The 22774-nt window shown below is 61.0% G+C and carries 21 protein-coding genes and 1 pseudogene; 9 read left to right on the top strand and 13 right to left on the bottom strand.

The window, feature by feature from the left end:
• From traD to N2601_RS33780, 6 genes are all read left to right on the top strand, one after another.
• Window positions 1–216 carry a type IV conjugative transfer system coupling protein TraD gene (gene traD / locus N2601_RS33805; protein ID WP_260306247.1) on the top strand — a complete coding sequence of 72 codons (216 nt, stop codon included), beginning with the start codon at window positions 1–3 and terminating at the stop codon, window positions 214–216.
• Window positions 203–2125 carry a Ti-type conjugative transfer system protein TraG gene (gene traG, locus N2601_RS33800; RefSeq protein WP_260306246.1) on the top strand — a complete coding sequence of 641 codons (1923 nt, stop codon included), beginning with the start codon at window positions 203–205 and terminating at the stop codon, window positions 2123–2125. The genes traD and traG overlap by 14 nt, the downstream gene beginning before the upstream one ends.
• A gap of 92 nt (window positions 2126–2217) precedes the next feature.
• The gene (locus N2601_RS33795) at window positions 2218–2640 is read left to right on the top strand and encodes a thermonuclease family protein (RefSeq protein ID WP_260306254.1); all 423 of its coding nucleotides are present in this window, start codon (window positions 2218–2220) and stop codon (window positions 2638–2640) included.
• The gene (locus tag N2601_RS33790; RefSeq protein WP_260306244.1) at window positions 2627–2797 is read left to right on the top strand and encodes a hypothetical protein; all 171 of its coding nucleotides are present in this window, start codon (window positions 2627–2629) and stop codon (window positions 2795–2797) included. Before N2601_RS33795 ends, N2601_RS33790 begins: the two co-directional genes overlap by 14 nt.
• A 60-nt stretch (window positions 2798–2857) precedes the next feature.
• On the top strand, window positions 2858–3115 hold the full coding sequence (locus N2601_RS33785; protein ID WP_260306243.1) for a WGR domain-containing protein: 258 nt from the start codon (window positions 2858–2860) through the stop codon (window positions 3113–3115).
• A 138-nt stretch (window positions 3116–3253) separates the two neighbouring features.
• Entirely contained in the window at window positions 3254–3532 is a 279-nt protein-coding gene (locus tag N2601_RS33780) for an HU family DNA-binding protein (RefSeq protein WP_010891541.1), read from the top strand.
• 38 nt (window positions 3533–3570) lie between these two features.
• Here N2601_RS33780 and N2601_RS33775 read toward each other — a convergent pair whose 3' ends face one another.
• The 8 genes from N2601_RS33775 to N2601_RS33740 all read right to left on the bottom strand — a co-directional run bounded on the left by N2601_RS33775 (window position 3571) and on the right by N2601_RS33740 (window position 10901).
• A complete protein-coding gene (locus N2601_RS33775) occupies window positions 3571–3741 on the bottom strand; it encodes a hypothetical protein (protein ID WP_260306241.1) in 171 nt (56 codons plus the stop codon).
• Between the two features lie 320 nt (window positions 3742–4061).
• Entirely contained in the window at window positions 4062–4379 is a 318-nt protein-coding gene (locus N2601_RS33770) for a DUF736 domain-containing protein (protein WP_064334949.1), read from the bottom strand.
• A 698-nt stretch (window positions 4380–5077) separates the two neighbouring features.
• On the bottom strand, window positions 5078–5983 hold the full coding sequence (locus N2601_RS33765) for a hypothetical protein (protein ID WP_260306240.1): 906 nt from the start codon (window positions 5981–5983) through the stop codon (window positions 5078–5080).
• On the bottom strand, window positions 5983–6909 hold the full coding sequence (locus N2601_RS33760) for an ArdC family protein (protein WP_260306239.1): 927 nt from the start codon (window positions 6907–6909) through the stop codon (window positions 5983–5985). Before N2601_RS33760 ends, N2601_RS33765 begins: the two co-directional genes overlap by 1 nt.
• 315 nt (window positions 6910–7224) lie before the next feature.
• Complete coding sequence (locus N2601_RS33755; protein WP_260306238.1) at window positions 7225–7812, bottom strand: hypothetical protein; 588 nt, start codon at window positions 7810–7812, stop codon at window positions 7225–7227.
• 338 nt (window positions 7813–8150) lie between these two features.
• Window positions 8151–8558, bottom strand: coding sequence for a hypothetical protein (locus tag N2601_RS33750; protein ID WP_260306237.1), 408 nt, complete (start codon window positions 8556–8558; stop codon window positions 8151–8153).
• On the bottom strand, window positions 8530–9000 hold the full coding sequence (locus N2601_RS33745; RefSeq protein WP_260306236.1) for a hypothetical protein: 471 nt from the start codon (window positions 8998–9000) through the stop codon (window positions 8530–8532). The genes N2601_RS33750 and N2601_RS33745 overlap by 29 nt, the downstream gene beginning before the upstream one ends.
• Before the next feature lie 98 nt (window positions 9001–9098).
• Window positions 9099–10901 carry a ParB N-terminal domain-containing protein gene (locus N2601_RS33740; RefSeq protein ID WP_260306234.1) on the bottom strand — a complete coding sequence of 601 codons (1803 nt, stop codon included), beginning with the start codon at window positions 10899–10901 and terminating at the stop codon, window positions 9099–9101.
• Between the two features lie 337 nt (window positions 10902–11238).
• On the opposite strand from N2601_RS33740, the gene N2601_RS33735 reads away from it, so the two are divergent.
• On the top strand, window positions 11239–12099 hold the full coding sequence (locus N2601_RS33735; protein ID WP_260306233.1) for a hypothetical protein: 861 nt from the start codon (window positions 11239–11241) through the stop codon (window positions 12097–12099).
• 115 nt (window positions 12100–12214) lie between these two features.
• Here N2601_RS33735 and N2601_RS33730 read toward each other — a convergent pair whose 3' ends face one another.
• From N2601_RS33730 to N2601_RS33710, 5 genes are all read right to left on the bottom strand, one after another.
• The gene (locus N2601_RS33730) at window positions 12215–17326 is read right to left on the bottom strand and encodes an Eco57I restriction-modification methylase domain-containing protein (RefSeq protein ID WP_260306232.1); all 5112 of its coding nucleotides are present in this window, start codon (window positions 17324–17326) and stop codon (window positions 12215–12217) included.
• A gap of 98 nt (window positions 17327–17424) precedes the next feature.
• A complete protein-coding gene (locus N2601_RS33725; protein WP_445945086.1) occupies window positions 17425–17691 on the bottom strand; it encodes a DUF3085 domain-containing protein in 267 nt (88 codons plus the stop codon).
• A gap of 140 nt (window positions 17692–17831) precedes the next feature.
• Window positions 17832–18431, bottom strand: a complete 600-nt coding sequence (locus N2601_RS33720) for a DUF1419 domain-containing protein (protein ID WP_260306230.1) — start codon at window positions 18429–18431, stop codon at window positions 17832–17834.
• A gap of 142 nt (window positions 18432–18573) precedes the next feature.
• Window positions 18574–19539 carry a DUF3991 and toprim domain-containing protein gene (locus tag N2601_RS33715; RefSeq protein ID WP_260306228.1) on the bottom strand — a complete coding sequence of 322 codons (966 nt, stop codon included), beginning with the start codon at window positions 19537–19539 and terminating at the stop codon, window positions 18574–18576.
• Window positions 19540–19756: 217 nt separating this feature from the next.
• The gene (locus N2601_RS33710) at window positions 19757–19939 is read right to left on the bottom strand and encodes a hypothetical protein (protein WP_174067037.1); all 183 of its coding nucleotides are present in this window, start codon (window positions 19937–19939) and stop codon (window positions 19757–19759) included.
• Between the two features lie 769 nt (window positions 19940–20708).
• Here N2601_RS33710 and N2601_RS33705 point away from each other — a divergent pair.
• Both N2601_RS33705 and N2601_RS33700 read left to right on the top strand, forming a co-directional pair.
• Entirely contained in the window at window positions 20709–21506 is a 798-nt protein-coding gene (locus tag N2601_RS33705; RefSeq protein WP_260306226.1) for a DUF3800 domain-containing protein, read from the top strand.
• Between the two features lie 67 nt (window positions 21507–21573).
• A pseudogene (locus N2601_RS33700) lies at window positions 21574–22755 on the top strand (biotin/lipoyl-containing protein); the annotation flags it as partial.
• Between the last annotated feature and the right edge of the window lie 19 nt (window positions 22756–22774).

Raw genomic sequence — 22774 nt, 5'->3', positions numbered from 1 at the left:
ATGTCGAAGGCAACGACATCAGAGGCGCGCAAGAAGGATACGCGCGAAAAAATCGAACTCGGCGGCCTGATCGTCAAGGCCGGCCTGCGCTACGAGAAGCGTGCGCTTCTGCTCGGGCTGCTGATCGACGCCGGGCGCCGGCTCAAGGGCGACGAGGCGGAGAAATCCCGACTGACGGCAATCGGCGCGGAGGCCTTTGGCAATGACGGCGAATAGGCTGCTCCTGGTAATCATGCCGGCGGCGATCATGATCGCGGCGATGGTCCTGACATCAGGCATGGAACATCGACTGGCCGCGCTCGGCACGAGTGTGCCAGCAAAGCTGATGCTGGGACGTGCCGGGCTCGCCCTGCCCTATATCGCGGCAGCCGCGATCGGCGTGATTGCCCTGTTCGCTGCCAACGGTTCGGCGAATATCAAGGCGGCCGGCCTGAGCGTGCTGGCAGGAAGTGCTGCGGTCGTCATCATCGCAATTGCGCGCGAGACAATCCGCCTGAACGGCATCTCCAGCCGCGTTCCAGCAGGACAACCTGTTCTGGCTTATGTGGATCCAGCGACGATGACCGGCACAGGCATCGCACTCATCGGCGGCGTGTTCGCATTGCGTGTCGCGATCAGGGGCAACGCTGCCTTCGTGGCCTCAGCGCCAAAGCGGATTGGCGGCAAGCGCGCCGTGCATGGCGAGGCTGACTGGATGAAGATGCGGGAGGCTGAAAAGTTGTTTCCAGACGCCGGCGGCATCGTCATCGGCGAGCGCTATCGCGTTGATCGCGACAGCGTTGCCACTATCTCGTTTCGAGCCGATGAGAAACAAAGCTGGGGTGTGGGCGGGAAATCGCGGCTGCTGTGTTTCGACGGCTCCTTCGGCTCGTCGCATGGCATCGTCTTTGCCGGCTCCGGCGGTTTCAAGACGACCTCGGTGACGATCCCGACCGCACTCAAATGGGGTGGTGGCCTCGTCGTGCTCGATCCGTCGAGCGAAGTCGCGCCGATGGTCAGCGAGCACCGGCGTCAAGCTGGCCGAAAAGTCATAGTGCTTGATCCGACGGCAGGCGGTGTCGGCTTCAACGCGCTCGACTGGATCGGCCGACACGGCAATACGAAGGAAGAGGATATCGTCGCCGTCGCCACGTGGATCATGACCGACAATCCTCGCACCGCGTCCGCGCGTGACGATTTCTTCCGGGCGTCGGCCATGCAGCTTCTGACGGCACTGATTGCCGATGTCTGCCTGTCAGGTCACACGGAGGAAAAAGACCAGACCCTGCGCCAGGTTCGCGCCAATCTGTCGGAGCCGGAACCGAAGCTGCGGGCGCGTCTGACGAAGATCTATGAAGGCTCGGAGTCCGACTTTGTGAAGGAGAACGTGTCGGTCTTCGTGAACATGACGCCGGAGACGTTTTCCGGTGTCTACGCCAATGCGGTGAAGGAAACCCATTGGCTGTCCTATCCGAATTATGCTGGTCTCGTCTCGGGAAGCAGTTTCTCCACCGACGATCTCGCAGACGGCAGAACGGACATCTTCATTGCACTCGATCTAAAGGTTCTGGAAGCCCATCCGGGGCTGGCGCGCGTCGTTATTGGCTCGCTGCTCAACGCGATCTACAACCGCAATGGCAATGTGAAGGATCGCACCCTCTTCCTGCTCGATGAGGTCGCGCGCCTCGGCTACCTGCGAATCCTCGAAACCGCCCGCGACGCCGGCCGCAAATACGGCATCACGCTGACGATGATCTTCCAGTCGCTCGGCCAGACGCGTGAAGCCTATGGCGGCCGCGACGCGACCAGCAAATGGTTTGAGAGCGCCTCATGGATTTCGTTTGCGGCCATCAACGATCCCGACACAGCGGATTACATCTCGAAGCGCTGCGGCGATACCACGGTCGAGGTCGACCAGACTAACCGATCGAGCGGCATGAAAGGATCGTCGCGCTCGCGATCGAAACAGCTCAGCCGCCGCCCACTCATACTGCCGCACGAAGTGCTGCGTATGCGCGGTGATGAGCAGATTGTGTTCACCTCGGGAAATCCGCCGCTCCGCTGCGGCCGCGCGATATGGTTTCGACGTGACGATATGAGTGCCTGTGTCGGGGAAAACAGGTTTCAGCCGGAGAAAAAAGCGTGACCTTGCGCCGCTTGGCTCTCATCATTTTGGCCACGGCGTTCGTCGTCGTTCTGGTGATCGGCCGCTTGCCATACGGACCAGGGGCGCCAGAGATGTCGCACGGCTTCCCGACAAGTTCGCACCCCTCGTTCCAGCCGACGATCGAAGATGCGTTAGCTGCACGGTTTGCTCTTTGCGATGAAACGAGCCGCGTGAATTGCGTTGTCGACGGCGATACGATCTGGTTTCGGAGTGAAAAGATCAGAATCGCCGATATCGATGCGCCGGAAATCTTCTCCCCTCACTGCCGCGACGAAAGGTCTATCGGCGAAGCCTCCCGTGACAGATTGCTGGAACTGTTGAATGGGGGAAGCTTCACGCTCGTTGCCGGGTGGCGCGATACGGATCGATTTGGTCGAAAACTCAGGACGGTGACACGGCATGGAAAATCGCTGGGCGTAATGCTGGTGCAGGAGGGATTAGCACGTAGATGGAATGGGCCAAGGCGCGACTGGTGCGCGCATGATGGATCGTGATACCAAAGATGCCGGCATTGCCGGCCATGCGAGATGGATCGTAATCGGGATCGGACGAAACCGCGGCGCGGGTTCGGTGCGCCTGCGCATAGAGCCGTCCGGCGAAGCCGCCTCGCCCAATCTTTCATTTGAAATCATCACGACGATGAATCGGTGACACCGGATCGATTCATATAACTCGTTGGACGCTGCCTGCCGGGACAGCGACAATGAGAGCATGGGAAACAAGGAGACCTGCCAGGTTCATCTTCACCGTATCGATGCGGCGCAGAACATGCGGCGCTTCTACGGGATTGCGATCCAGCCGACACTGTTCGGTGGTGTTTCGGTGATCCGCAACTGGGGCCGGATCGGAGCGGGTGGCCAGACGATGATGGAGACCTTCGATCATCCGGACGATGCGAACATGGCACTCTTGCGTCTTGAACGAACGAAGAGACGACGAGGGTATCGGGATGCGGGCAGCGCCGAATAACCGGGTTAATCGACGGCCCTCCTGCTTTTCCTGTGGTTTTCGCGTACATCGCCGAAATTCCTGCCTTTCTGCCCCTTTCTTCGCCACATCTTCATTGTCAAAGCTGAAGGATCGAAAACCGAAAGAGGCCCGTCGTTCATGACCACGACCAACGAAATCGCCGACAAGATCGCAGCCGAGCAGAGCTTAACCAAGGCGCAGGCCAAGACGATCGTCGAAAGCGTCTTCAAACAGATCACCGACGCAGCGCTTGCTGGCGCAGAAACGTCGATCCCCTCGTTCGGAAAGTTTAAGCTGAAGGACACGCCGGAACGTGAAGGCCGTAACCCGGCAACCGGCGCCACAATCAAGATCGCAGCTTCGAAGAAGCTGACGTTCACGCCCGGCAAGGCAGTCAAGGACGCGCTGAACGGCTAAGGCAGAAGAGCCGCATAGGGAACGCAGAATAGAGCCTCCTAGAAAGGAGGCTCCGAGCTAGTGCGGCCGTCCTGCTCGGCCTCGATCGCTGCAAGCTCCGCCTGCACCATCTCCAGTTCCGCCGCAATCTGGCGACGCTCCGCCGGATCGCAAGCATTCCTGAGTTCGGCCTGGAGTTCTTCGCGTTGCATTTCGAGAGAAATCGTCATCGTCGTCTCCTTGACGTTTGTGAAAGACGACGTCGCGGGTCATGGCGAGGCGGAGGGGTCCAGCATCGCGGGACGCGACCGCCGGAGGCGGCGAGTGGAGGAACCGATTTGCGGAGGCCGCCATCGGCGGCAGGAGCAAATTGGAGGCGCCGCTCGTGCTGGACGCCTTCGGTTCGCCATGGCACCCTTGGACGAACTGAGCAGCTTACATCCTCCCCGTATGGCACCTAAAAAGCCGGAGGCGGGCTCGATACCCGCCTCCGGCTTAATCATGGGAAAGGAAGAAGAGCCCCGCCTTGCGGCGGAGCTCGTTGCGGTGATCAGGCCTCCCGCTTCGGGCGGTTCCAGATGAGGGCGTATTCGCCTTCCTTCTCGCTCGGCCAAAGGGCGGCGGTGATCGGGGCGTTGAAGCTCGGGTCGTCCAGCTTGACCGAGATGTATTCCTCGCCGTCGTTGGAGACCGCCTTCCAGCCTGCGCCGACCTCGACGCCGTTGCCGGCGGTGATGCGGAAATCCGGGGCGTCGCGCGAGACGCGTTCGATCGGGTTCAAGCGGGCCTTCATGCTGACGGTGAGGGTTCGCACGTTGCCGATGATGGAGTTGTTGCCGTTGGTGGTGAATTCGCCGATGACTGCCATTGTCGTGTTCCTTTTCCGGTTTGCTCGGGCCGCGCCTATCGCGTCCTCGATGACGGTGTTAAGACCGGGGGCGTCGACGCCGCACCCTTGGGCCGGAACGTACGTGGAGAACGGCCGGGAGCCGCTTTCTTGGCTCGCGAGGAATGCGAACCTGTTCGCAGGGGAAGAAAGTTGCGGACGGCCGTTGCGGTCAGGGCGATCGAGACGAAGGCGTCCTTCGGTCACACCAGATCCATCGAGGTCTGCGTTGGTGTGGCCAGCCTCAACCGGATGGATCACGACATGCCGCAAAAATTATCGGCGTACTCACCACCACCGCGCCGCTTGCACAATCGATTTTGGCACCATGCTCACACCACGCCTAGGGTATGGGGCAAGCAATCCCTTCGATGCCATCGCTGGTCGGCAACTCTGCACAAGCGAACGTTCGGACAGTCGAGCCATCGTCGAGTGGATGGTATCTCCCCTCAACCGGCGAGCTCCTCGGCTATGCTGCAATCACTTGCCCTCAGGCCCACACCGCACCTGCTGGCCGCCACGGAAAGTGTGCGCACGACAGGGACGGACTGTGCCGGCGCGTTTTACAGCAGAGTTCCGCAGTATGGCGGCACACCTTCCGCTCCAAATGGCGCGGTCAGCCGTTGCCGCAGCGCAAGAACGCTGCCTTAGACCCCACACATTCCTTCGCATTCGATGGGCTAGAGATCGAGTTGGCCGTGTTCGGCGGCCGTCGACAGGTCGGCTGCATCAAGCGGAACGCATGAGCGATGAAGATAAACCTCGCCACGGATGCGTCGAATGCCGGTCCGCAGTGCTCGATCGACTATTACCGCGTCTGCCCAGGCTTCCGGATCATGATCGCGCATGTGACGCCGACGTCCGTTGTCGTGAAAAGGGCATCCAATGCAGGCGGACTTCGGGGGCGTCGGATAGTCATTTTTGCGCAACCAGGCCAGGCAATCGCGCCTGCTCATGCGCTGTTCTATCAACGGCCAACGATTGATCTGCCAATCCTCGAACGAGGGTTTTATCCGGCTGGCCTCATCTGTCGAAATCCCGATCCACTGTTCGGCGACCGCATGATCCGGCGACCGCTTGCGCGTTAGGCCCACTAACTCCCGGACCTTCCGCCGAATCGGCACGATCTTGAAATCGGTGGTGCAGGCCCGGCGCATCATGCCGGTTGACACGGTATCACGCGATGTCGCGCGGGACCCGATCTGGACGAGTTCACCATCGTCGTCCTGATCCAGAACCGGGCGCTTAGTCCCGGCCGGCATCACTGTCTTTGCAAAGGTCGGAATGGAAGCCCAGCGCTTGCCGGCTGCGGCGTCCATGAGATTGTCGCGAATGCTTCCAGCCGAGAAAATATGGACCGGGAACGGAAGAACATTCGGCGACCTCAGCCATTCGAGATGTTCGTAGACAGCTTTTGGCTCCCAGCCGGTATCGGCGAAGATCGCGCAATCGGGCATCGGTCCGATCTCACCATGCGCTGCCATCAGCGCCATGGTGGCGGACTGGACACCGGCGCCGAGCGAAAGTGCACGTAGCCGGATCCGCGAGGGCGCGCCCTGCCCTGCAGAGTTTGACATCTGGAGCATCAGGCCGCCTCCTGACCGGAAGCCGCCTGCGGCTGGAGATCATGGAGATAGGCAACGGCGCGCTGTGCATGCGCGGCCGCATTGAAGATCGCCCTCTTGTCGGAGCCGAGGATTTCGGCCCAGCTCTGGATATAGGCGGCGTGATCGGGGCGAGGCTCCAGTTCCGGCACGATACCCAGATCGGCGCAGATCATCGCTGCCCCGAGCTCCACGAGCATCTCTTCGAATGCCCTTTCTCGCCGATCCTTGTGGTAGCGGCTGAGGTCCCTGTTCAGCCGGGCGGGACCGCCGACCCAATGCAAGGTTTCGTGCGCTCTCGTGGCAACGAAAGACGCCATGTCCCGGAATTGTTCGGGGCGTGGTAACTGGATGTGGTCGGAGACGGGAGAATAATAGGCCTTGTCACCGCCATAGCGAACGACAGCACCTGTATTGTCGAAGAAGCGATCAGCGTGCTCGATACGCTCGAGCGGTTTCGCGATCGGTTCGGGGCGACTGTAATAATGATCGGCAAGGCCATCGATCTGATCGCAATTGAAAACGGTGTACGCTTTCAAGAAGGGGATATCGCGCTCGACCGCGTCACCGCCCGCATTCGTCTCGGTTTTGGTGAAGCGGCTGGCATAAACGACGGTGGCACCGGTTTCGCCCTTTCGCACATGGGCACCGAGTTCATTCGCCTGGCGCAGCGTCATCCACGTCACTGAATCGAAACCGCTGGCAACGCTCTCCGACCAGAGCAAGAGAACATTGAGGCCGGTATAGGGTTGTCCGTTGTGGCGAAGCGGCCGGCTCACCCGGCCGGACAAATTGGCCGCGCTCCACGGCTGCACCCATGGCCTCACGCCTTTTTCCAGATCGGCGACAATCCTGTCGGTGATCCGTGCGTAAATGTCGGTCCGCGTGTTTGCTGTTTTCCTGCTCATTATCAAACCTCCGTTTCAGGAGGCCGCGCTTATCGCGGCCCCGTCGCGGAGGGCCGAAAGCAGGAGTGTTCAGGGGGCATGTGCACCGGAACGGCCGAAACCTAAGTGGAGGACGGCGAAGCCGTTGCGCCTTGCCACCGGCTCCTGCAGGACCGACGAACGGGACGGGGCTGCGATAGGGCGCTCCGTCGTTTTTCGCTTTTGCTCCTTATTCGCGTTGAGCTTCGCTCTGACCGTGACACGAAAAGAGGCCGCCTCACGTTGAGGCGGCCATGTCACGGAGAAGGCGGAGCTAGATACTCCGCCGGATCAATCTCAGCCGAGAGCGTCCATCTGTGCTTCGGCCGCCTTGCGGTCGAGTGTCTGGCCGGGATTGTCGACCGGCCGGTCGAAAGGTTTCCACTGTTCGCCGACAATCTGTTCGTAGGCTGCGACGGCGCCTTCAGCCGCCATCCGGAGCGCATGGGCCTGGATGCCCATGTCAGCTGCGAACTCACGCTTGCGCTGGGCGGTGCTGTCGTATCCGACCGGACCGTCGAGATCCTCATCGCGGGCATCGGCGGCACTCTTGGCGGTCGCATCGCGTGCTTCGGTGACGGCCTTGCTGTAGAATTGGCCCGCGCCATGGGCCGATCCGACATAGGCGCCGACGATGCGCTGGAGATGGATCTGCATCGCTCGTTCACCAAGACCATCGGAGAGGCCGGTTGCGGTCTCGACGATCAGGCGTTCGTGCATGTCGAGGATGCCGTCGCTGTCGAGGATGACGGTTCCGAAGCTTTCGGCGATCCGCAGCGCCTGCGGTTCATCGGGGCATGTCAGGCGGACCATTTCGATGGTGGCGCCCTTGCGGAGCTGGACGACACGGGCTGCTTGTCGGGGAGAGGTTGCGGGCTTTGCCATGATGGCTTCCTTTTCGGTTTGTCCGAAGCGTTCGGCCCCTTGGCCGTTCTGTCCTTCGGTGCGGTCGAAAGGAACCGGCGCAAGCCGGGCGGTTCAGGGTCCGGGCAGGCCAGATCGAGAAAAGCCGGTGCGCGGGCAAGCGGGGCAAAAGCCCTGAGCAGTCCGCGTGCCTGCTTTGCGACGAGCGGCATGACCGGCCGCCCCGCGGCGCGACAGCGGCCTTGAACCGGACGGGCGCTGGTTCAGACCGCACGAAACCGAAGGACGGAACAGCCAGAGGCTGATCCCGGATGCCGAAGCCGAAAAGGAAGTCACGCAAGCTACGCGCCAGATCTCCGTCATCCCGCCCGCCCCTGTTCGACAGTCAGGACCTCCGATCGTTTCAGCTCCCTGCAGTCCGGCTCGATCAGACCCGCAGACCAGAGCGCGCGCAATGATGCGATCGCATCCTCCTGACGCGCGAGTTTGCGTGAGAGCGCGTCGATCTCCGGCTGACGCTCTGCGGTCATCGCGGCAAGATTGGAACGATAGCGGGCCAGGAAGGCCTTCGACTCGTGCGGCCTGCCACGACGATAGCCGGATCTGCGCCGGCCCAGTTGCGGGATCAGCGCTGTCATCCTGGCGGTAATCTGACGCTCGATCATCGCGAGCTGATGACGCGTTTGCCGGAGAGCGTCTTCCTTCGGCGCAATTCCGCCTGTTGATTGTATGGCGAAATCATGCGGCGGCCCTCCCTTCCACGACATCGGCGGCGATTTCATCGGCTGTGACATCCTGACGAACGGCGGAAGGATAGCTATGGGTCGTCCACCAGTGCTCCGCAGCCTGACGGCTTGCCAAGTGAACAAGCTTGGCATAGTCGCCGGGACGGTCGAAGACGCGGCAACTGCCGACCGGCGGGCGTTTGACGAGGGTGAACATCAGGCTGGTGTCCAGCGAAAACTTGCGATGGACGCGGATCGCGATCACACCGCCGCCGCCATAGTCACCTTCATGCAGAGTGAAGCTGGGCGGAAGGACGAAGTGGCCGCCATCACGTTGATCATCCCTTCGGATTAGCCGGCCGCTGCTGTTGTTCGTCTGCCAGGTTGACAGTTTCTTGCGATGGCGTTCAGGCGGACGTGGCTGGCCGTCAGACCATGCCAGGATGGAACCGATTGGGGCCAGAAATGCGAGATGTGCCGACATGTTGATCTCCGTGAATTTGATGGTTTGAAAACAAAACCGCCGCCAGTGCTCTTCATTGGCGGCGGCTGTTCATTCGGAAGGGGAGGTGAGCGACGCGCCTACTCGGCCGCGATCCCGTATGCGTCCTGCTCTTCGTCAGAATCGACGGCCTCGGGCGCGTCGTCAGACGTGTCGCCGGCCGGAAGGTCGCCTTCGGGTGCAGCCAGGCCATCATCCTCATCAACCGTCGGCTCATCGACGGCTGCATCTTCCGCGGCGTCGCTCTCGGCGTGGTCGTCACCGATGTGAGCGTCTGCGTTGTCCTCATCGATGACCACTCCAGCCTTGATCAGATCTGCGATGTCCTGCGGGTCGGGTGCGAAGAGCGCCGACGCATGGACGAACCGTTCTTCCTTGAAGTGATCGATGAGAGCCGCGCGCGTTTCCCGCACCTTCTGACGCGGGAGGACGTTGGCTTCTTTCGCAGCAGCCTCCATCGCCTGGCGAGACAGGCACAACAGGAAGTCCTCCGAACCCATGTTCGGCAGGAAGCTGTCGGCGCCGATAGCGTCACCCGCGATGCGAGAAGCGACCCCGCTGTTCGACATGCCGCGCCTGCACGACAGCACGTCGATCAGCATGGAGCGCGCGGCCACACGCAGCGTCTCCCCGTCGAAGGCAAGTTTGCCGTCTTCGCCGATCAGCCGGGCGGCATGGCGCTTGAACCGCTTCGATCCGAACACGGTGTCGATGGCGCCGGAGTCGACGCGGACGTTCAGGCCGGCGAAGGCGAGCACGAGCAACGCCATCAGCGTGTCGTCCTCGATCGGCGCGCGGCCAAGCGCTTCGTGCAGGGCATCGGTGCGGAAGTCGCCAATCATGTCCTGGCCCTTCTGGGTCACGTCCGGCCGGGACTTCGGTGCATCGACGATCGCGCCATTGTCGAGGCCGTCGGTGCCGTCCGTCGTAGACGAATTGCCCTTCGCCCTCTTCTTTTCCTCGGGCAAGCGGTATGCGACCGACTGCACCTTGCCGTCACGGTCGAGATACATGCCGACGTGGTCGGACTTCGACGGCTTGCCGTAAACCCGCTCCGCCTTCTTCGGCAGTTCAGGCTGGCCCCAATTGTTGACCTCGATGATGGCGCCCTTCTTGGGAAGGTTGTTCGTCATCCATTCCTGCTGCGCACCAAGGAAGGCCTCAACATTGGTCGTGTAGCGGCTGTCCTGGTCGGCCGGAGCAAACAGATCCTCGACCCATTCGACGCCATAGGCACTCGCGAGATCGTCACCGAAGCTCGCATCCTTGGCGAACATGCGGGTCTTCGAGAGCGCCCGCGAAATATTGTACCAGTCGGCCCGCTCGGTCTTCTTCGGCTTGTGCGCCTTCCACACCTCTTTCTGCTCGTCGAGCGAGGCGGCCGCGATCGTTCGAAGCTGCTGCTCGTTCGGCATGTCGCCGAGCGCCATGTGGTCGAGCATGGAAGGCAGGACGTTCGCCAGAAGCCGAAGCTTCCTGATCTGGCGGACCGGAAGCGCAAGCGCCACGCCGATGGCTTCCTCGCTCCAGCCGAGAGCGACGAGGCGTTCGATGCCGCGCCATTGGTCGACGGGATTGAGCGGTTCACGCGCGATGTTCTCCACCATGGAGCGCATGGCACCATTGTCGTTGGCCGCCTCGACGACAAGAACGGTGATTTCTTCCAGCCTTGCGGCAATTGCCTGCTTCACGCGGCGGTGGCCAGCCTGGATGATATAACCGTTACCGCCATCAACTTCTGGGGAGATGACCGGCGGTTGGATGATGCCGACCGCCTTCACCGTCGCAAGCAGCAGCGCATCGGACTGCGGAGACGATTTCGAGCGACGGGTATCGTCAGGATTGTCCTTGAGGGCGCGGGGATCGAGTTTGAGGATCTGCATGAGATTGGCTCCTTCCGGGATTGCCGAGCCGGCCCTATGCCAGCTCTTATCCGTCTTCAGTTCTTTCCGAAGACACTTCCCGGAGCGCGGAGCGGACGGGCCGGTGCAACTGTGCCCGAGCGGCCCTGGCCGTCAGGGCGAGCGAGGCAAGGCCTTGCGAGAACGACGGGCCGGGTTGCGGAGGGGGCGGTTGAGCGAAGCGACACCGGCATGAACGATCTGCGATCAAATTTCTATTTTAGGTTTTCTTTCCCTTTTCTATTCGCCCATCTTGATTTCAACCGAACATGGCAGGATCATCCAGCATGTCGGGGGACTTTTCTGGGGAGGGTGGGAAATGGCAGCCGCGAGCACAACCTTATATGCGTGGGCCGTGCCGGCGTTCGTGAACGGATCGCCCGTCGACCACACCTGGGTCACCAACTTCGACAATCAGAAAAACAGCTATCCAAAAATCGCCGATGTGATAGCGGCTAAGAAATTCTATTGGTTTTGCTGGGGAAGTTATCACCCGGCAGGAAAGATACCGGGTAATCCGACGGGTGCGCTCGGCTCCCAGCGCGGAAGCCTCGCTTTCGCCAGTTGCCTTGTCACGCCCAACGCGGACTCGCGAACTGTACCAGGAGCCCGTGGTACAATATTCACCTATGGCGTTGACGGGGTTTGCCATCAACTCGCCAATCAGGTCTTGTACGCTACAGGACTTGGAAAGGTCGCGCCCTTGACGGTGTCTGGCGCTCGAGGCTACGCAGCGAGCACTTTCATCTACGGGACATATGGCCTTCAGCACGCGGCATGGGCGGCGAAAATCGCAAGCTGCGGCGCCTCTTCAAAAGCGCTCTCGGTGTCTGGGACATGGACCGGGCCGAGGCCAGTCGGAGGGGGTCAAAGCCCGAGCGGAGGTGCACCGATGCAAGAACCTGACGATTTCACCAAACATGCGAGCAAGGTTTTGGCTGACGAGCCTGAGCTATTGAACCGGTTGCTATCGTTGAGAAGCGAGGTGCAAATGTTCGCGGCGCAGAGGATGCCCGCGTCATTGCCACCGCCACCCGAATACTTGAATTCTCGAAACCAGCACTTGCTGGAAGAAGCAGCGCTGCTGCTCGGGCCTGAAAAGTTCGAGAAGGTCTTTGGCTTCAAACCAGGCGAGAAGATCAATCTCGTGGATCCAACTCTATATCAGGTGGATAAATAGCTTTCGCTCTTCGACAAGACCGCGGCGAATGGTTGCCAAAACGCGGGAAGAACAAAGAAAATGGCCATCTCCTTCGCGGCGGATGGCCATTTTCGCGACTCAATTACAATGACGCTCAAGCCGCCTCCTTTTCTGCCTCAGCGTCACCACTGGCGGACTGCGCCAATGCCTCCTCAACCTCCCGCAGCGCCTTTCGCTTGTCCGCCAACTCACCGGCGAAGGCGAACTCACCACCCTGCCGCGATTGGTAAGACGCCAGCCTGCAGCGGTAGTCTCCCAGTCGCTGATGATACCGGCTCCTCTCCTCCTCGAACCCATCGAGCGCGCGCTCAAGGCGGGAGATCGCCCCGAGCGGCGTTACGGTTACCGGAAGCTCGATCTCATATTCGGCGCCGGTGCGCTGCAGCAACGTCTGGTAATGGTAAATGTCACCACGACCGAACTTTTCGCCAACGTAGACGAGATCGAAGCCGCCAATGCTGGCGATGTGCATCTCGCCCTCCCGCTGCAGCTGGACGAGGGTGAGGATTTCCTTCATCAGCGCCCGGCCGGCATCCTTGCGTTCGGTGCAAGCTTTGCCGGTCACGATCATGGAGAACGCATCGCCTGATGTCGGAATAAGCCGCTCGATATCCTGGCCGATGTCAGCGATGCGGCGGGTCGCCGTTTCGATCTCGCGCTCGGCGTCGCGGATCTGACGTCGAACCGCGAAGAGATCGTCATCATGAGCGGCACGCAACCATTCCAACCGGGCAATGTCCGCCTCCAAACCGGCCTTCTGCATCAGGCGCTCGTCACCACTGGCGATCGCCTTTGCCATGGCGAACTGGTTGGCCTGGCCTTCATTGAGATCTTCCAGCCTGCGGATCGAGGTGTCGCCGCTGAGGGCTGCTGCGATGAAACGTGCCTTGCGCTCGTTATTCTGCCACATCGTTGCGTCGAGAGAGCCCTGTGTCGCATAGGCGAAAATATCGACCTCATCATGCTGGTTGCCCTGGCGGACGATGCGCCCCTCGCGCTGCTCGATCTGTGACGGCAGCCACGGCACGTCGAGGTGATGGAGTGCCTTCAGGCGAAGCTGGGCGTTGACGCCGGTGCCCATCGTCTCGGAACTTCCGATCAGGAAGCGGACCTTTCCGGCCCTGACATCCCCGAACAGGCGTTGCTTGGCCTCGGTCTTCTTGAAATCCTGCATGAAGGCGATTTCCGGACCCGGCACGCCCATTCGGATCAGCTCATCGCGGATCCAGCGATAGGCGGAGAAGCCGCGCGTCTTCTCAACATTGATCGTGCCGAGATCGGAGAAGATCATCTGCGCGGCGCCGGAAAGCTCGAACGGCTTGCCATCCGGACGGACATACGTGTTCTCTTCCGTCTCTTTCCAGATCCGGTGAGCATTGCGGACCAGCAGGTTGAGCTTGTTATCCGGCTCGTCGTCCATTGCCGGCATGACGAGACGCAGGTCGATCGCCGCATGCCGGCCGTCGGTGATGACGGAAAGCAGGATGTCATCACCGGGCTGTGCCGGTCCCTCACGCTGTTCGATCGCCTTGATGCGGGTTTCGAGGATCCGCTGATAGGTCTTGAATGCCGGCGTCGGTGCGGCGGTGAGGATCTGCCGCTTGCCGGTGGCGATGTCCGGCACCTTGACGTATTGCCGCAAATCCTCCGGCATCACCACGTCAGCGAAGGCGCGGAACATGGCAATCAACTCGGGGATGTTCACGAAGGAGGCGAACCGGCTGACAGGCTTGTATTTGCCCGAGGGCTGAAGCTCCAGCTCGGTCTTCTCGTCGCCGAAGTTCGAGGCCCAGGCGTCGAACTCATGCAAACCGCGCTCGTGCAGGGCGTGGTAGCCGAGCAGGCGCTGGATCGAGAACATCTCTCCGAGCGTATTGGTGATTGGCGTTCCGGAGGCGAGCACCAGCGCCCGCCCGGGGTTCTTCCTCTCGATGTAACGGCTCTTCACATAGAGGTCCCAGGCCTTTTGCGAGCCGTTGGGATCGATCCCCTTCAGCGTCGACATGTTGGTCGCGAAGGAGAGCTTGCGGAATTCCTGCGCCTCGTCAACGACAATCTGGTCGACGCCGACTTCGGAGATGGTCAGGAGATCGTCCTTGCGGGTCGAGAGCGCCTGAAGACGTTCTTCCAACCCCTCTTTCAACCGCTCGAGGCGCTTGCGTGAGACACGGTCGTCGCTCTCGACCCGCGTCAGCAGATCCTCATAGAGTTGCAACTCGTCCTGGATCATCTGCTGCTCGAAGGCCGAGGGCACGCCGATGAATTTGAAGGCGGAATGGGTGATAATGATCGCATCCCACACCGCCGTCGCCGCGCGACTAAGGAAGCGGGCGCGCTTTTCCCTGGTAAAATTCGTCTCGTCGGCGACCAGGATGTTGGCCGAGGGATAGAGCGCCAGGAATTCACGGGCCGCCTGCGCAAGGCAGTGGCCGGGAACGACCAGCATCGCCTTGGCGATCAGGCCTAGCCGGCGCTGCTCCATGATCGCAGCCGCCATCGTCATCGTCTTGCCGGCGCCAACGGCATGGGCGAGATAGGTGGAACCGGACGAGATGATCCGCCATATGCCGCGCTTCTGGTGACCGTAAAGAACAAAGGCGCCAGAGGCGCCCGGTAGCTGGAGATGCGACCCGTCAAACTTGCGAGGCGCGATGTTGTTGAACCGGTCATTATAGTCGCGCGCCAACCGGTCGGTTCTGTCAGGGTCGGTCCACACCCATGTCTGGAAAGACTGCTTGATCTTCTGCAGCTTGTCGCGGGCGGCTTCGGTGTCGACGACATTCAATACCCGGCGCTCGCCGCCCTCATCCTTGAACGTGTCGAAGATCTGCGGCACGCGAGAGTTCAGGGCGTCAGCCAGCAACTCGCCGGCATGACGTCGGCTGGTGCCCCATTCCGACGTTCCGGCCCCGGTGTAACCGAGTTGCCGCGCTTCCACCGTCCACGAGCCGAGTTCCGGCATGTGATGGATGCGGATTTCCGCCCCCATCATGTCCTTGACGAAGGCAACGACGTCGGAGGCCGGGATCCACGGCGCGCCGAGGCGGGCAGTGATGTCGGATGGTCGCAGATCCGCCGGTTGAACTTCCTGAAGCGCGCGGACGTTACGCTGGAACGCCGGATCGAGTTCCGCTGCTGCCTGCGCCTCAACGAGCCTGGTGCGGACCGGACCGGACAGATAGGCATCGGAAGTTTGCCATGAGCCGTCGACAGGATCGATAAAGATCGCATCGCCCAGATCGGCAATCACACCTTGCACGTCTCGATGCAGGAGCTCGGCGATATGGTCAATATCGACGCGACCGCGTTCGTTCAGAACCACGGCGAGCGCATCAGCGGAGCTGGCGATGACGGGAGGCGCTGGAGGCGAGATCACGCGTTCGGAAAAGATCGGGCCGGGTTTTGCCGTGTCCGTTTCGAGATCATAGTCTTCGATGGAGGCCACCAGCCAGCAATCGGGATCGTCGAGGAATGGCTGCAGGTTCGGCCGCCGATGGATCTCGCGGACCTCTCCGGTCTCCACGTCTTCCGTGATCGAGACGGTGGTATGATTGATCGGGCCGAAGTCGCGCACGAAGGAGGACCAGGCGATGCGCAGCCGCACCTGATGATCCTTCCAAGGCCGGTCCTGCTCCTGGGCTTTCAGCACTTCGCGTACCGCGTCCCGGATCGGGATAAGTTTGGTGATGATCCGGATATGTTTTTCCGGCACACCGTCTGCAGAACGGCTTTTGCGGACCTTGATCGGAACCGGAGAGCCGTCGACCATCTGCATCAAGCCGTGCCTGGTATCGACGAAGAAGCTGCCCTCGCGGACTTTCGAACCGTCGGGGCGAAGATCGATGATGTGGCCGAGCTCGTCTTCCAGATCGATGTCGATCTTTGTCGGCTCACCGTCATAGAAATCTTCCGGAAGAAGGGAGACGGCGGCATTTATCGCGGTTTCGAGATCGACGCCGGTGCGCGGGCGGCAGGTGTAGGTTTCGCCAAAGGGGCCGGAGGTCAGGGCATGGTTGCCAAGGACGAAGTCGGGATGCCGCGCGAACCAGCGATTGACGCGAATTGCGCCTTCATCCTCGGTGGAAGGACGGACTTCGTCGACGTCGAGCCAGGTCTGATCGCCCTCGGACTCGCCGACCTTGCGCTTGCGGAAGAACAGGATATCGACCACGACATCCGTGCCGGCGTCGCGACGGAAGCTGCCTTCGGGCAGGCGGATCGCCGCGATCAGATCTGAGGACCTGGCGATGTGCTCGCGCGCGGTCGTGTCAGCCTTATCCATTGTCCCGGAGCTGGTGACGAAGGCGGCGAGACCGCCGGGTTTCAAAAGGTCGATCGACCGAGCGATGAAGTAGTCGTGAAGGCGCAAGCCGAGCGATCGGTAGTGCCGGTCTGAGCGGACATTGCGATCGGAAAAGGGAGGATTGCCGATCGCAAGATCGTAAATCGGCGTGAGGTCGGTGCGGGCGAAGTCACCGGTGATGATCCTCGCCTTTGGCTGAAGAAGCCGGACGATACGCGCTGTGACTGGATCGAGCTCGATCCCGGTCAAGTAAGCCGCATCCCGGAAGACCTCCGGCATCAATGCCGGAAACAGCCCCGTGCCGATGCCCGGCTCCAGCACCCGGCCGCCGCACCAGCCCATGCGCTGCAAGCCCGCCCAGATCGCCCGGATGATGAACTCCGGGGTAAAATGGGCATATTGGGTGCAGCGAGCCAGGCTGCCGTAATCGCCATCCGACACGGCGGTTTCCAACGACGCGCCGAGATCGTCCCAGCCGTCGCGGAAGTCAACGTCGCCGGGCCGACGGAACATGCCGTTGGCAAGCTCGCCGGCGCCGAAGCCGGTGAAGCGGATCAAACGTTTCTGTTGCTCGCGTGTCGCGGAAATGGCGAGCTTTTCGAGCTCGTTGGCGGAAAGGATAGCAGCGACGTTGATCCGGGCGCGCTCCTTCCACGAGGCGGCCAGACCGCGATCCTCACCGTCCTCGAAATAGAAGTTCGCGACGTTGCCCTGTTTGCGGGTCACAGGGGAGGAGGAGGAAGTGGACCGCATGGCTGGGGCGGGCGCGGGTGGTGTCGGTTCAGGGTCATCGTCGTTGGCCGCCTCTGGCGCGAAGCTTCCGAAAGCGGTGATGCCAAGTCCAAGCCCTGGCGAAAAAGCGGTATTGCCGAACATATCAAGGGTGAAGGGATCGTTGCTCATCAAGTGCCTCCTTGGAAACGAGCAGGCGCCATCGCCCGACCCCGGGTGGACGAGAGAGGTTCGCCAGAATGTTGGAAGAGCGACCGCGACGGGTCGTGTCAGCGGATCAGTTCGATGGACATGGAACTGTCGTCCATGACGATGCGGATATGCGTTGCATCGGGCGCAGCTGTGATCAGCCGGTCGAGTTCGGTGGCGTCGAGAAACTCGACACCATCATCACCCCGAAATACTGTCGCTTGTAATGCCAGTAGTCGGGATTGTTGTTCGGATTGCACTCGTCGGCATAGACGACGAGCGCACGTTGGTTTTCGGCCAGCTTGCCGTTTGACATCACGTATACGCCCTCGTCTCCAACCACCCATAGGCCGGCGCGAGCATCGCTATCGGGGGATATCCCCTGATAAGGTACGCGATATCCCCCATTTGCGTCCGCGTCAGCGCGGCCACGCGCCAGCACGGCGGCAATATTGGTCACAGAGAAAGTGAACATGTCACGTCTCCGTCACGCTGCAATCGCGTCAGGCAGATAGCGCAGATGCACCGGCAGCTTGGACGCGATCTCCGCGTCGGTCAGATCCTCGAGCAGCTTGACGTTGATCGCGCCACTCCCGAACATCCGGATGTACCGCCTGCCGCGCTTAGGAGCTGGAAACTGGAAGTGGGAGTAACCGCGATACCCGTCGGCCGTGCTAGACCAAATATGCTCGAGGCGCTCCTCGCGTGTCATCGCCCGCACCGGGCGGGTCTCCCGCTCGATGATGGCGGCCCGCATGCGCTCGGTCGAACCGGTATCGGCAAGGTCGCAGTAACCGTGGAAATGGCGGGCATGGCCATCGATCGACAGGGTGAAGAAGACAGATGTGATCGAGCCCGTCAGAAATTCGCGCATCGCGAACATCTCGCCACGGATCCACAGTGGCGGCAGAACGTCGAGCATATAGTCGCTGGACGCCTCATCAATCTCGAACCACTCGCCAGCGTAAAGCGCACTGTCGTCGCCGTCCCATCGGTTCGGGCGTTGCGCGTGACGGTCGAACATGTGGAACATCTGATGGCGGTCGGCGATGCCTTGATAGATTTTGCGGATGGGAGAGAGGGTCATGATCGGGCTCCTTCAGCCTCGTCCGGACTGAGACGCGGCGGATCCTCATGGTCGCCATCTTTTCTTCAGTCCTTCCTGACACCTCCTTCCAGGCCGCCTCTCCGTCCGGGCGGGTCAAGGGCCGGCATAGCCGGGCGAAGCTTTACCCTTGACGAGGCCGGCGGGCATGCGGCACGCCTCCCCTCTCTCTTTCCATTCTTCTTTCTTTCCTCTCTTGCTCGCGAGCGCGTAGCGCATCATTCCAGTCGTCGGCCGGCGGCTTCAGCCGTAACCAGTCGCAGCCCGCTTCATCGGCAATGTCGCGAAGGCGGCCGGCAAAATTCTCGCCCTGGCTGTTGGCATCGGTAGCCGCGACGAGCAACGCACCAGTACACGAGACCAGCTTGCGGAGTGCGACCTCCGTCGTCGGCGACCAGCCTCCGCCGGTGCTGAGATAGAGGCTTCCATCGCGCAGCCCTTCGAAAGCGGCAAGGCTCATGGCGTCGATCGCTGCTTCGGTGACGCACAGGCGCAGGGCGTATCTGGCGCCGAGACGGAACAGCACCTTCGATCCGCCCTTCGAAAATCCCCGCCAGTCCGGGCCGCGCTCTTCCCAGCCGGTCACGGCACCAGCGTCATCGACATGGGCCGCCCACATGCTGCCGTATGGGCCTTCCCGCAGGACATTGGTCTCAATAGCCGCGCGGATGATCCTGTGCGGTACGTAGCGATCGGTTGCAAGATAGCGCCACGTCATAGACCCGCGCCATGGCCTTCGCCGACCGTCCCATCGCTCCCAGATGGAAGCTGCAGGAGCGGTATCGCGCACTGAGCGTCGCCACTCTGGCTCCTGCAAGTCGACCCCAAGCAGCGACGCGACACGATTCAGAGCATCAACAAAAGAGAAGCCCTCCACATGCTGAACGAGGCTGAAGACATCGCCCTTGGCCTCGGAAAGCGGGTCGAACCATCCCGTGCCGCCGTGTATGACGATGACAATCTCCCCGCCGCGCCGGTATTTGATTGCCCGCCGTGTGCTTTCTTTCAGATCGAGCGCGAACCCCGCCTGCTCCAGCACGACGGCGCACGGGACACGATCCCGTAGGTCTTCCAGTTTCTGTTTCTCCATCCTTCTGCCGGCGCTCTTGGCGCCGCCCTTCTTTCCAGATTCATTTCTCCCGCAATTTGCGGGACCGTTTCCGACGGTCCGCGAAGAGCAAAGGGGGCAAGGGCGCGGCTGGCAACCTGCAGATCTGCACCGTGGCAACCAAGGGCCCGTGCCAGCTGCGGCGAAGCTTCCCTTGCCGCCTGCAGCTCGCAAGCGGCACCTGAAGGGAAATGCCGGCTCAATGAGCCGGCCCGTACGCGAAGGGATCGAACTCCGCGATGGTCTCGACCTCGCCGTCATCGAGTTCGTCGCTCGGAAGGACGCCGAACTCGTCGCCGGACCGGAAAAGCGTGACCGGGACCATAAGGGTGCGGGAGAGCTGGAACGCGTGGTTCTGTGCGAGGTTGAGATCTGTGTTCATCGGAGGGCTCCATCTTGGAGCGGGCCGTTCCCGCTCGATGGCTCCCGTCAGTGTCCGGAACCGGTCGCGATCACCGCGAAGGCAAAGCCGAGTGGCCGCACGCTTGCGTAGCGGACCCCGCAGCGGGTTGATCGACGGAGATCCGGGGCTGGACCAGGAAGCCATCCATCAAGAGCGGGAATGGAACGCCTCCATGAGCCCAGCCTCGAGCTTCAAAGATCTTGCTGATCCGGAATACATCGCCGCACACCAAACTCTGGTGGTCCGTCCACACCGGTCTGGGAGTAGCTCGCCGTCATTGCAGGCTTACGGTGGAGAAGAAGCTGAACGCAGTAAGCAACCGCAAATTCGAGGGTGTTAGGTAGACCATCGCATTTTGCATAGGTGCGTTGCACAATTCTTGTTTGCGCATCGCACAATATCTAGGCAGTATGCCTATAGCTGATGCACGCGATGGCTTCCTCCCAGGTCCATCGTATCAGCTGTTCCCCTCTGGAGGTTTTTGACCTTCACAATTAAAGGGCCTCGGTATTCCGATGGCCCTATTTTTTTGATGTGTCGAGGCGATGGATAACTGGACGCTATGAGTGGTCCATTGTGAGGCTCGCACGTGTGCGGAGCCGCCCTCTTGAAAAACGAACACCCAACAGATATATGTTGGTCATAGTCGAGAGCGCTGATCCGTCGGTGCGTTGAACGATTGTTTCACTCGGCTTATCGAATTCGAGCGGACCGCATGCGGTCCGCTTTTTCGTTTCAGGGGGATTCGTTGCATCTACTGTATCTCGACGAGTCGGGTCACTCACATGATCCAAGCTCTGAATTCTTTGTCCTCGCCGGATTCAGCATATTCGAGCGCCAGACCCATTGGCTGGAAAGCCAGATAGATCCAGTTGCAGCGCGCTTCAGCTCAGCCAATCCTCGTGACATTGAGTTCCATGGAAACCCGATGCGGTCGGGCAGCGGGACTTGGAAAGGCGTGGCTCCAAATGACAGAGTTCAGGCCGTCGTTGATATCTTGTCGCTGCTGGCCGACAAGCAGCTGCAGTTGAAAGTCTACGCCTGCGTCATTGAGAAGAAGCTCTTCAGTCCTAACGATATCCTGGCTCGTAGTTTCGAGGAAGTGGCTTCGTGTTTCGACGGATATCTGAAGACACTCTACAAGAAAAAGAACCCGCAACGCGGCTTGGTCATCCTCGACAAAAGCAACTACGAGGAGAAAATCCAAACGTTGTCTCATGTTTTCAAGCACATTGGGCATGCCACCGGACAACTTCGGAACTTTGCTGAAGTCCCACTTTTTCTGGATTCCAAAGCATCGCGTCTGATTCAGATGGCGGACTTGATCGCCTACTGGATCTTCCGTCATTATCAGACAGGCGATCAACGTGGGTACAACCTCATAAGACCATATTTCGCACGCTATGGCGTCGGGCCGGTTTCTGGACTTTGTCGTCACGTCACGCCTGAAACAGACGCTCGTCTCGCCTCACTACCAGCGCCCAGCCACCCGTTTCCTGCTCCCACACCGAAACTTGTCACAATAGGAGGGTCAAGCCACCTTTGACGAATGAGGCTTGCGGTGGCGCAACTCAAACCGATCAGACTTCCGTGCCTTTATCTTCAAGGGCGACGCGGTCGAGGCGGGCGTCGACGCCGTCGATGCGGCGATGGATGCGCTCTCCGGCAATACCTCGCAGCCCTGTCTCGGCTCCATCGTCGAGGCGCTCGCCGGCTCCGAGCGCGATCTTGGCCTCGATCCGGAATGGATCCGCCGCATCTCCTTTTATTGGGAAGCGGTGCGCAATCAGTATGCGGCATTCGAGAGTGATCTCAAGGGACCGGCTTCGGAAGTCTACCTGCACGAAATGCCGGGTGGCCAGTTCACCAATCTCAAGGAGCAGGCTCGCTCGCTCGGCCTCGAAACCCGCTGGCACCAGGTCGCCCAGGCTTATGCCGATGCCAACCAGATGTTCGGCGATATCGTCAAGGTGACGCCATCCTCCAAGGTCGTTGGCGACATGGCGCTGATGATGGTGAGCCAGGACCTGACGGTCGCCGATGTGGTCAGTGCCGAGAGGGAAGTTTCCTTCCCGGAATCGGTCGTCTCAATGCTGAAGGGCGATCTCGGCCAACCTCCGTCGGGATGGCCGGAAGCGTTGCAGAAGAAGGCTCTGAAAGGCGAGCAGCCCTATACGGTGCGCCCCGGCTCGCTCCTTGATGATGCCGACCTCGATGCGGAGCGCAAGGCGATCGAGACCAAGCTCGAGCGTGAGGTCAGCGACTTCGAATTCGCCTCCTACCTCATGTATCCGAAGGTCTTCACCGATTTCGCGCTGGCTTCGGACACCTACGGTCCGGTTTCCGTGCTGCCGACGCCTGCCTACTTCTACGGTCTTGCCGATGGCGAGGAGCTGTTTGCCGATATCGAGAAGGGCAAGACGCTCGTCATCGTCAATCAGGCGATGAGCGGCACCGATAGCCAGGGCATGGTCACCGTCTTCTTCGAACTCAATGGCCAGCCGCGCCGCATCAAGGTGCCGGATCGGGCGCATGGCGCCACTGGTGCCGCCGCCCGCCGCAAGGCGGAGCCGGGCAATGCCCCCCATGTCGGCGCGCCGATGCCGGGTGTCATCTCGCGAGCCTTCGTCTCGGCCGGCCAGACGGTCAGCGCCGGCGACGTGCTGGTGTCCATCGAAGCGATGAAGATGGAAACGGCGATCCATGCCGAGAAGGACGGTACGATCGCCGAAGTCCTCGTCAAGGCGGGTGACCAGATCGACGCAAAGGACTTGCTGGCTATTGTTACGGGATAGTGCCTCATCGGGTGAATAG

Source organism: Rhizobium sp. CB3060 (genome assembly GCF_025200735.1).
Taxonomy (GTDB): domain Bacteria; phylum Pseudomonadota; class Alphaproteobacteria; order Rhizobiales; family Rhizobiaceae; genus Rhizobium.
This window is presented reverse-complemented; position numbering and strand designations above follow the sequence as displayed.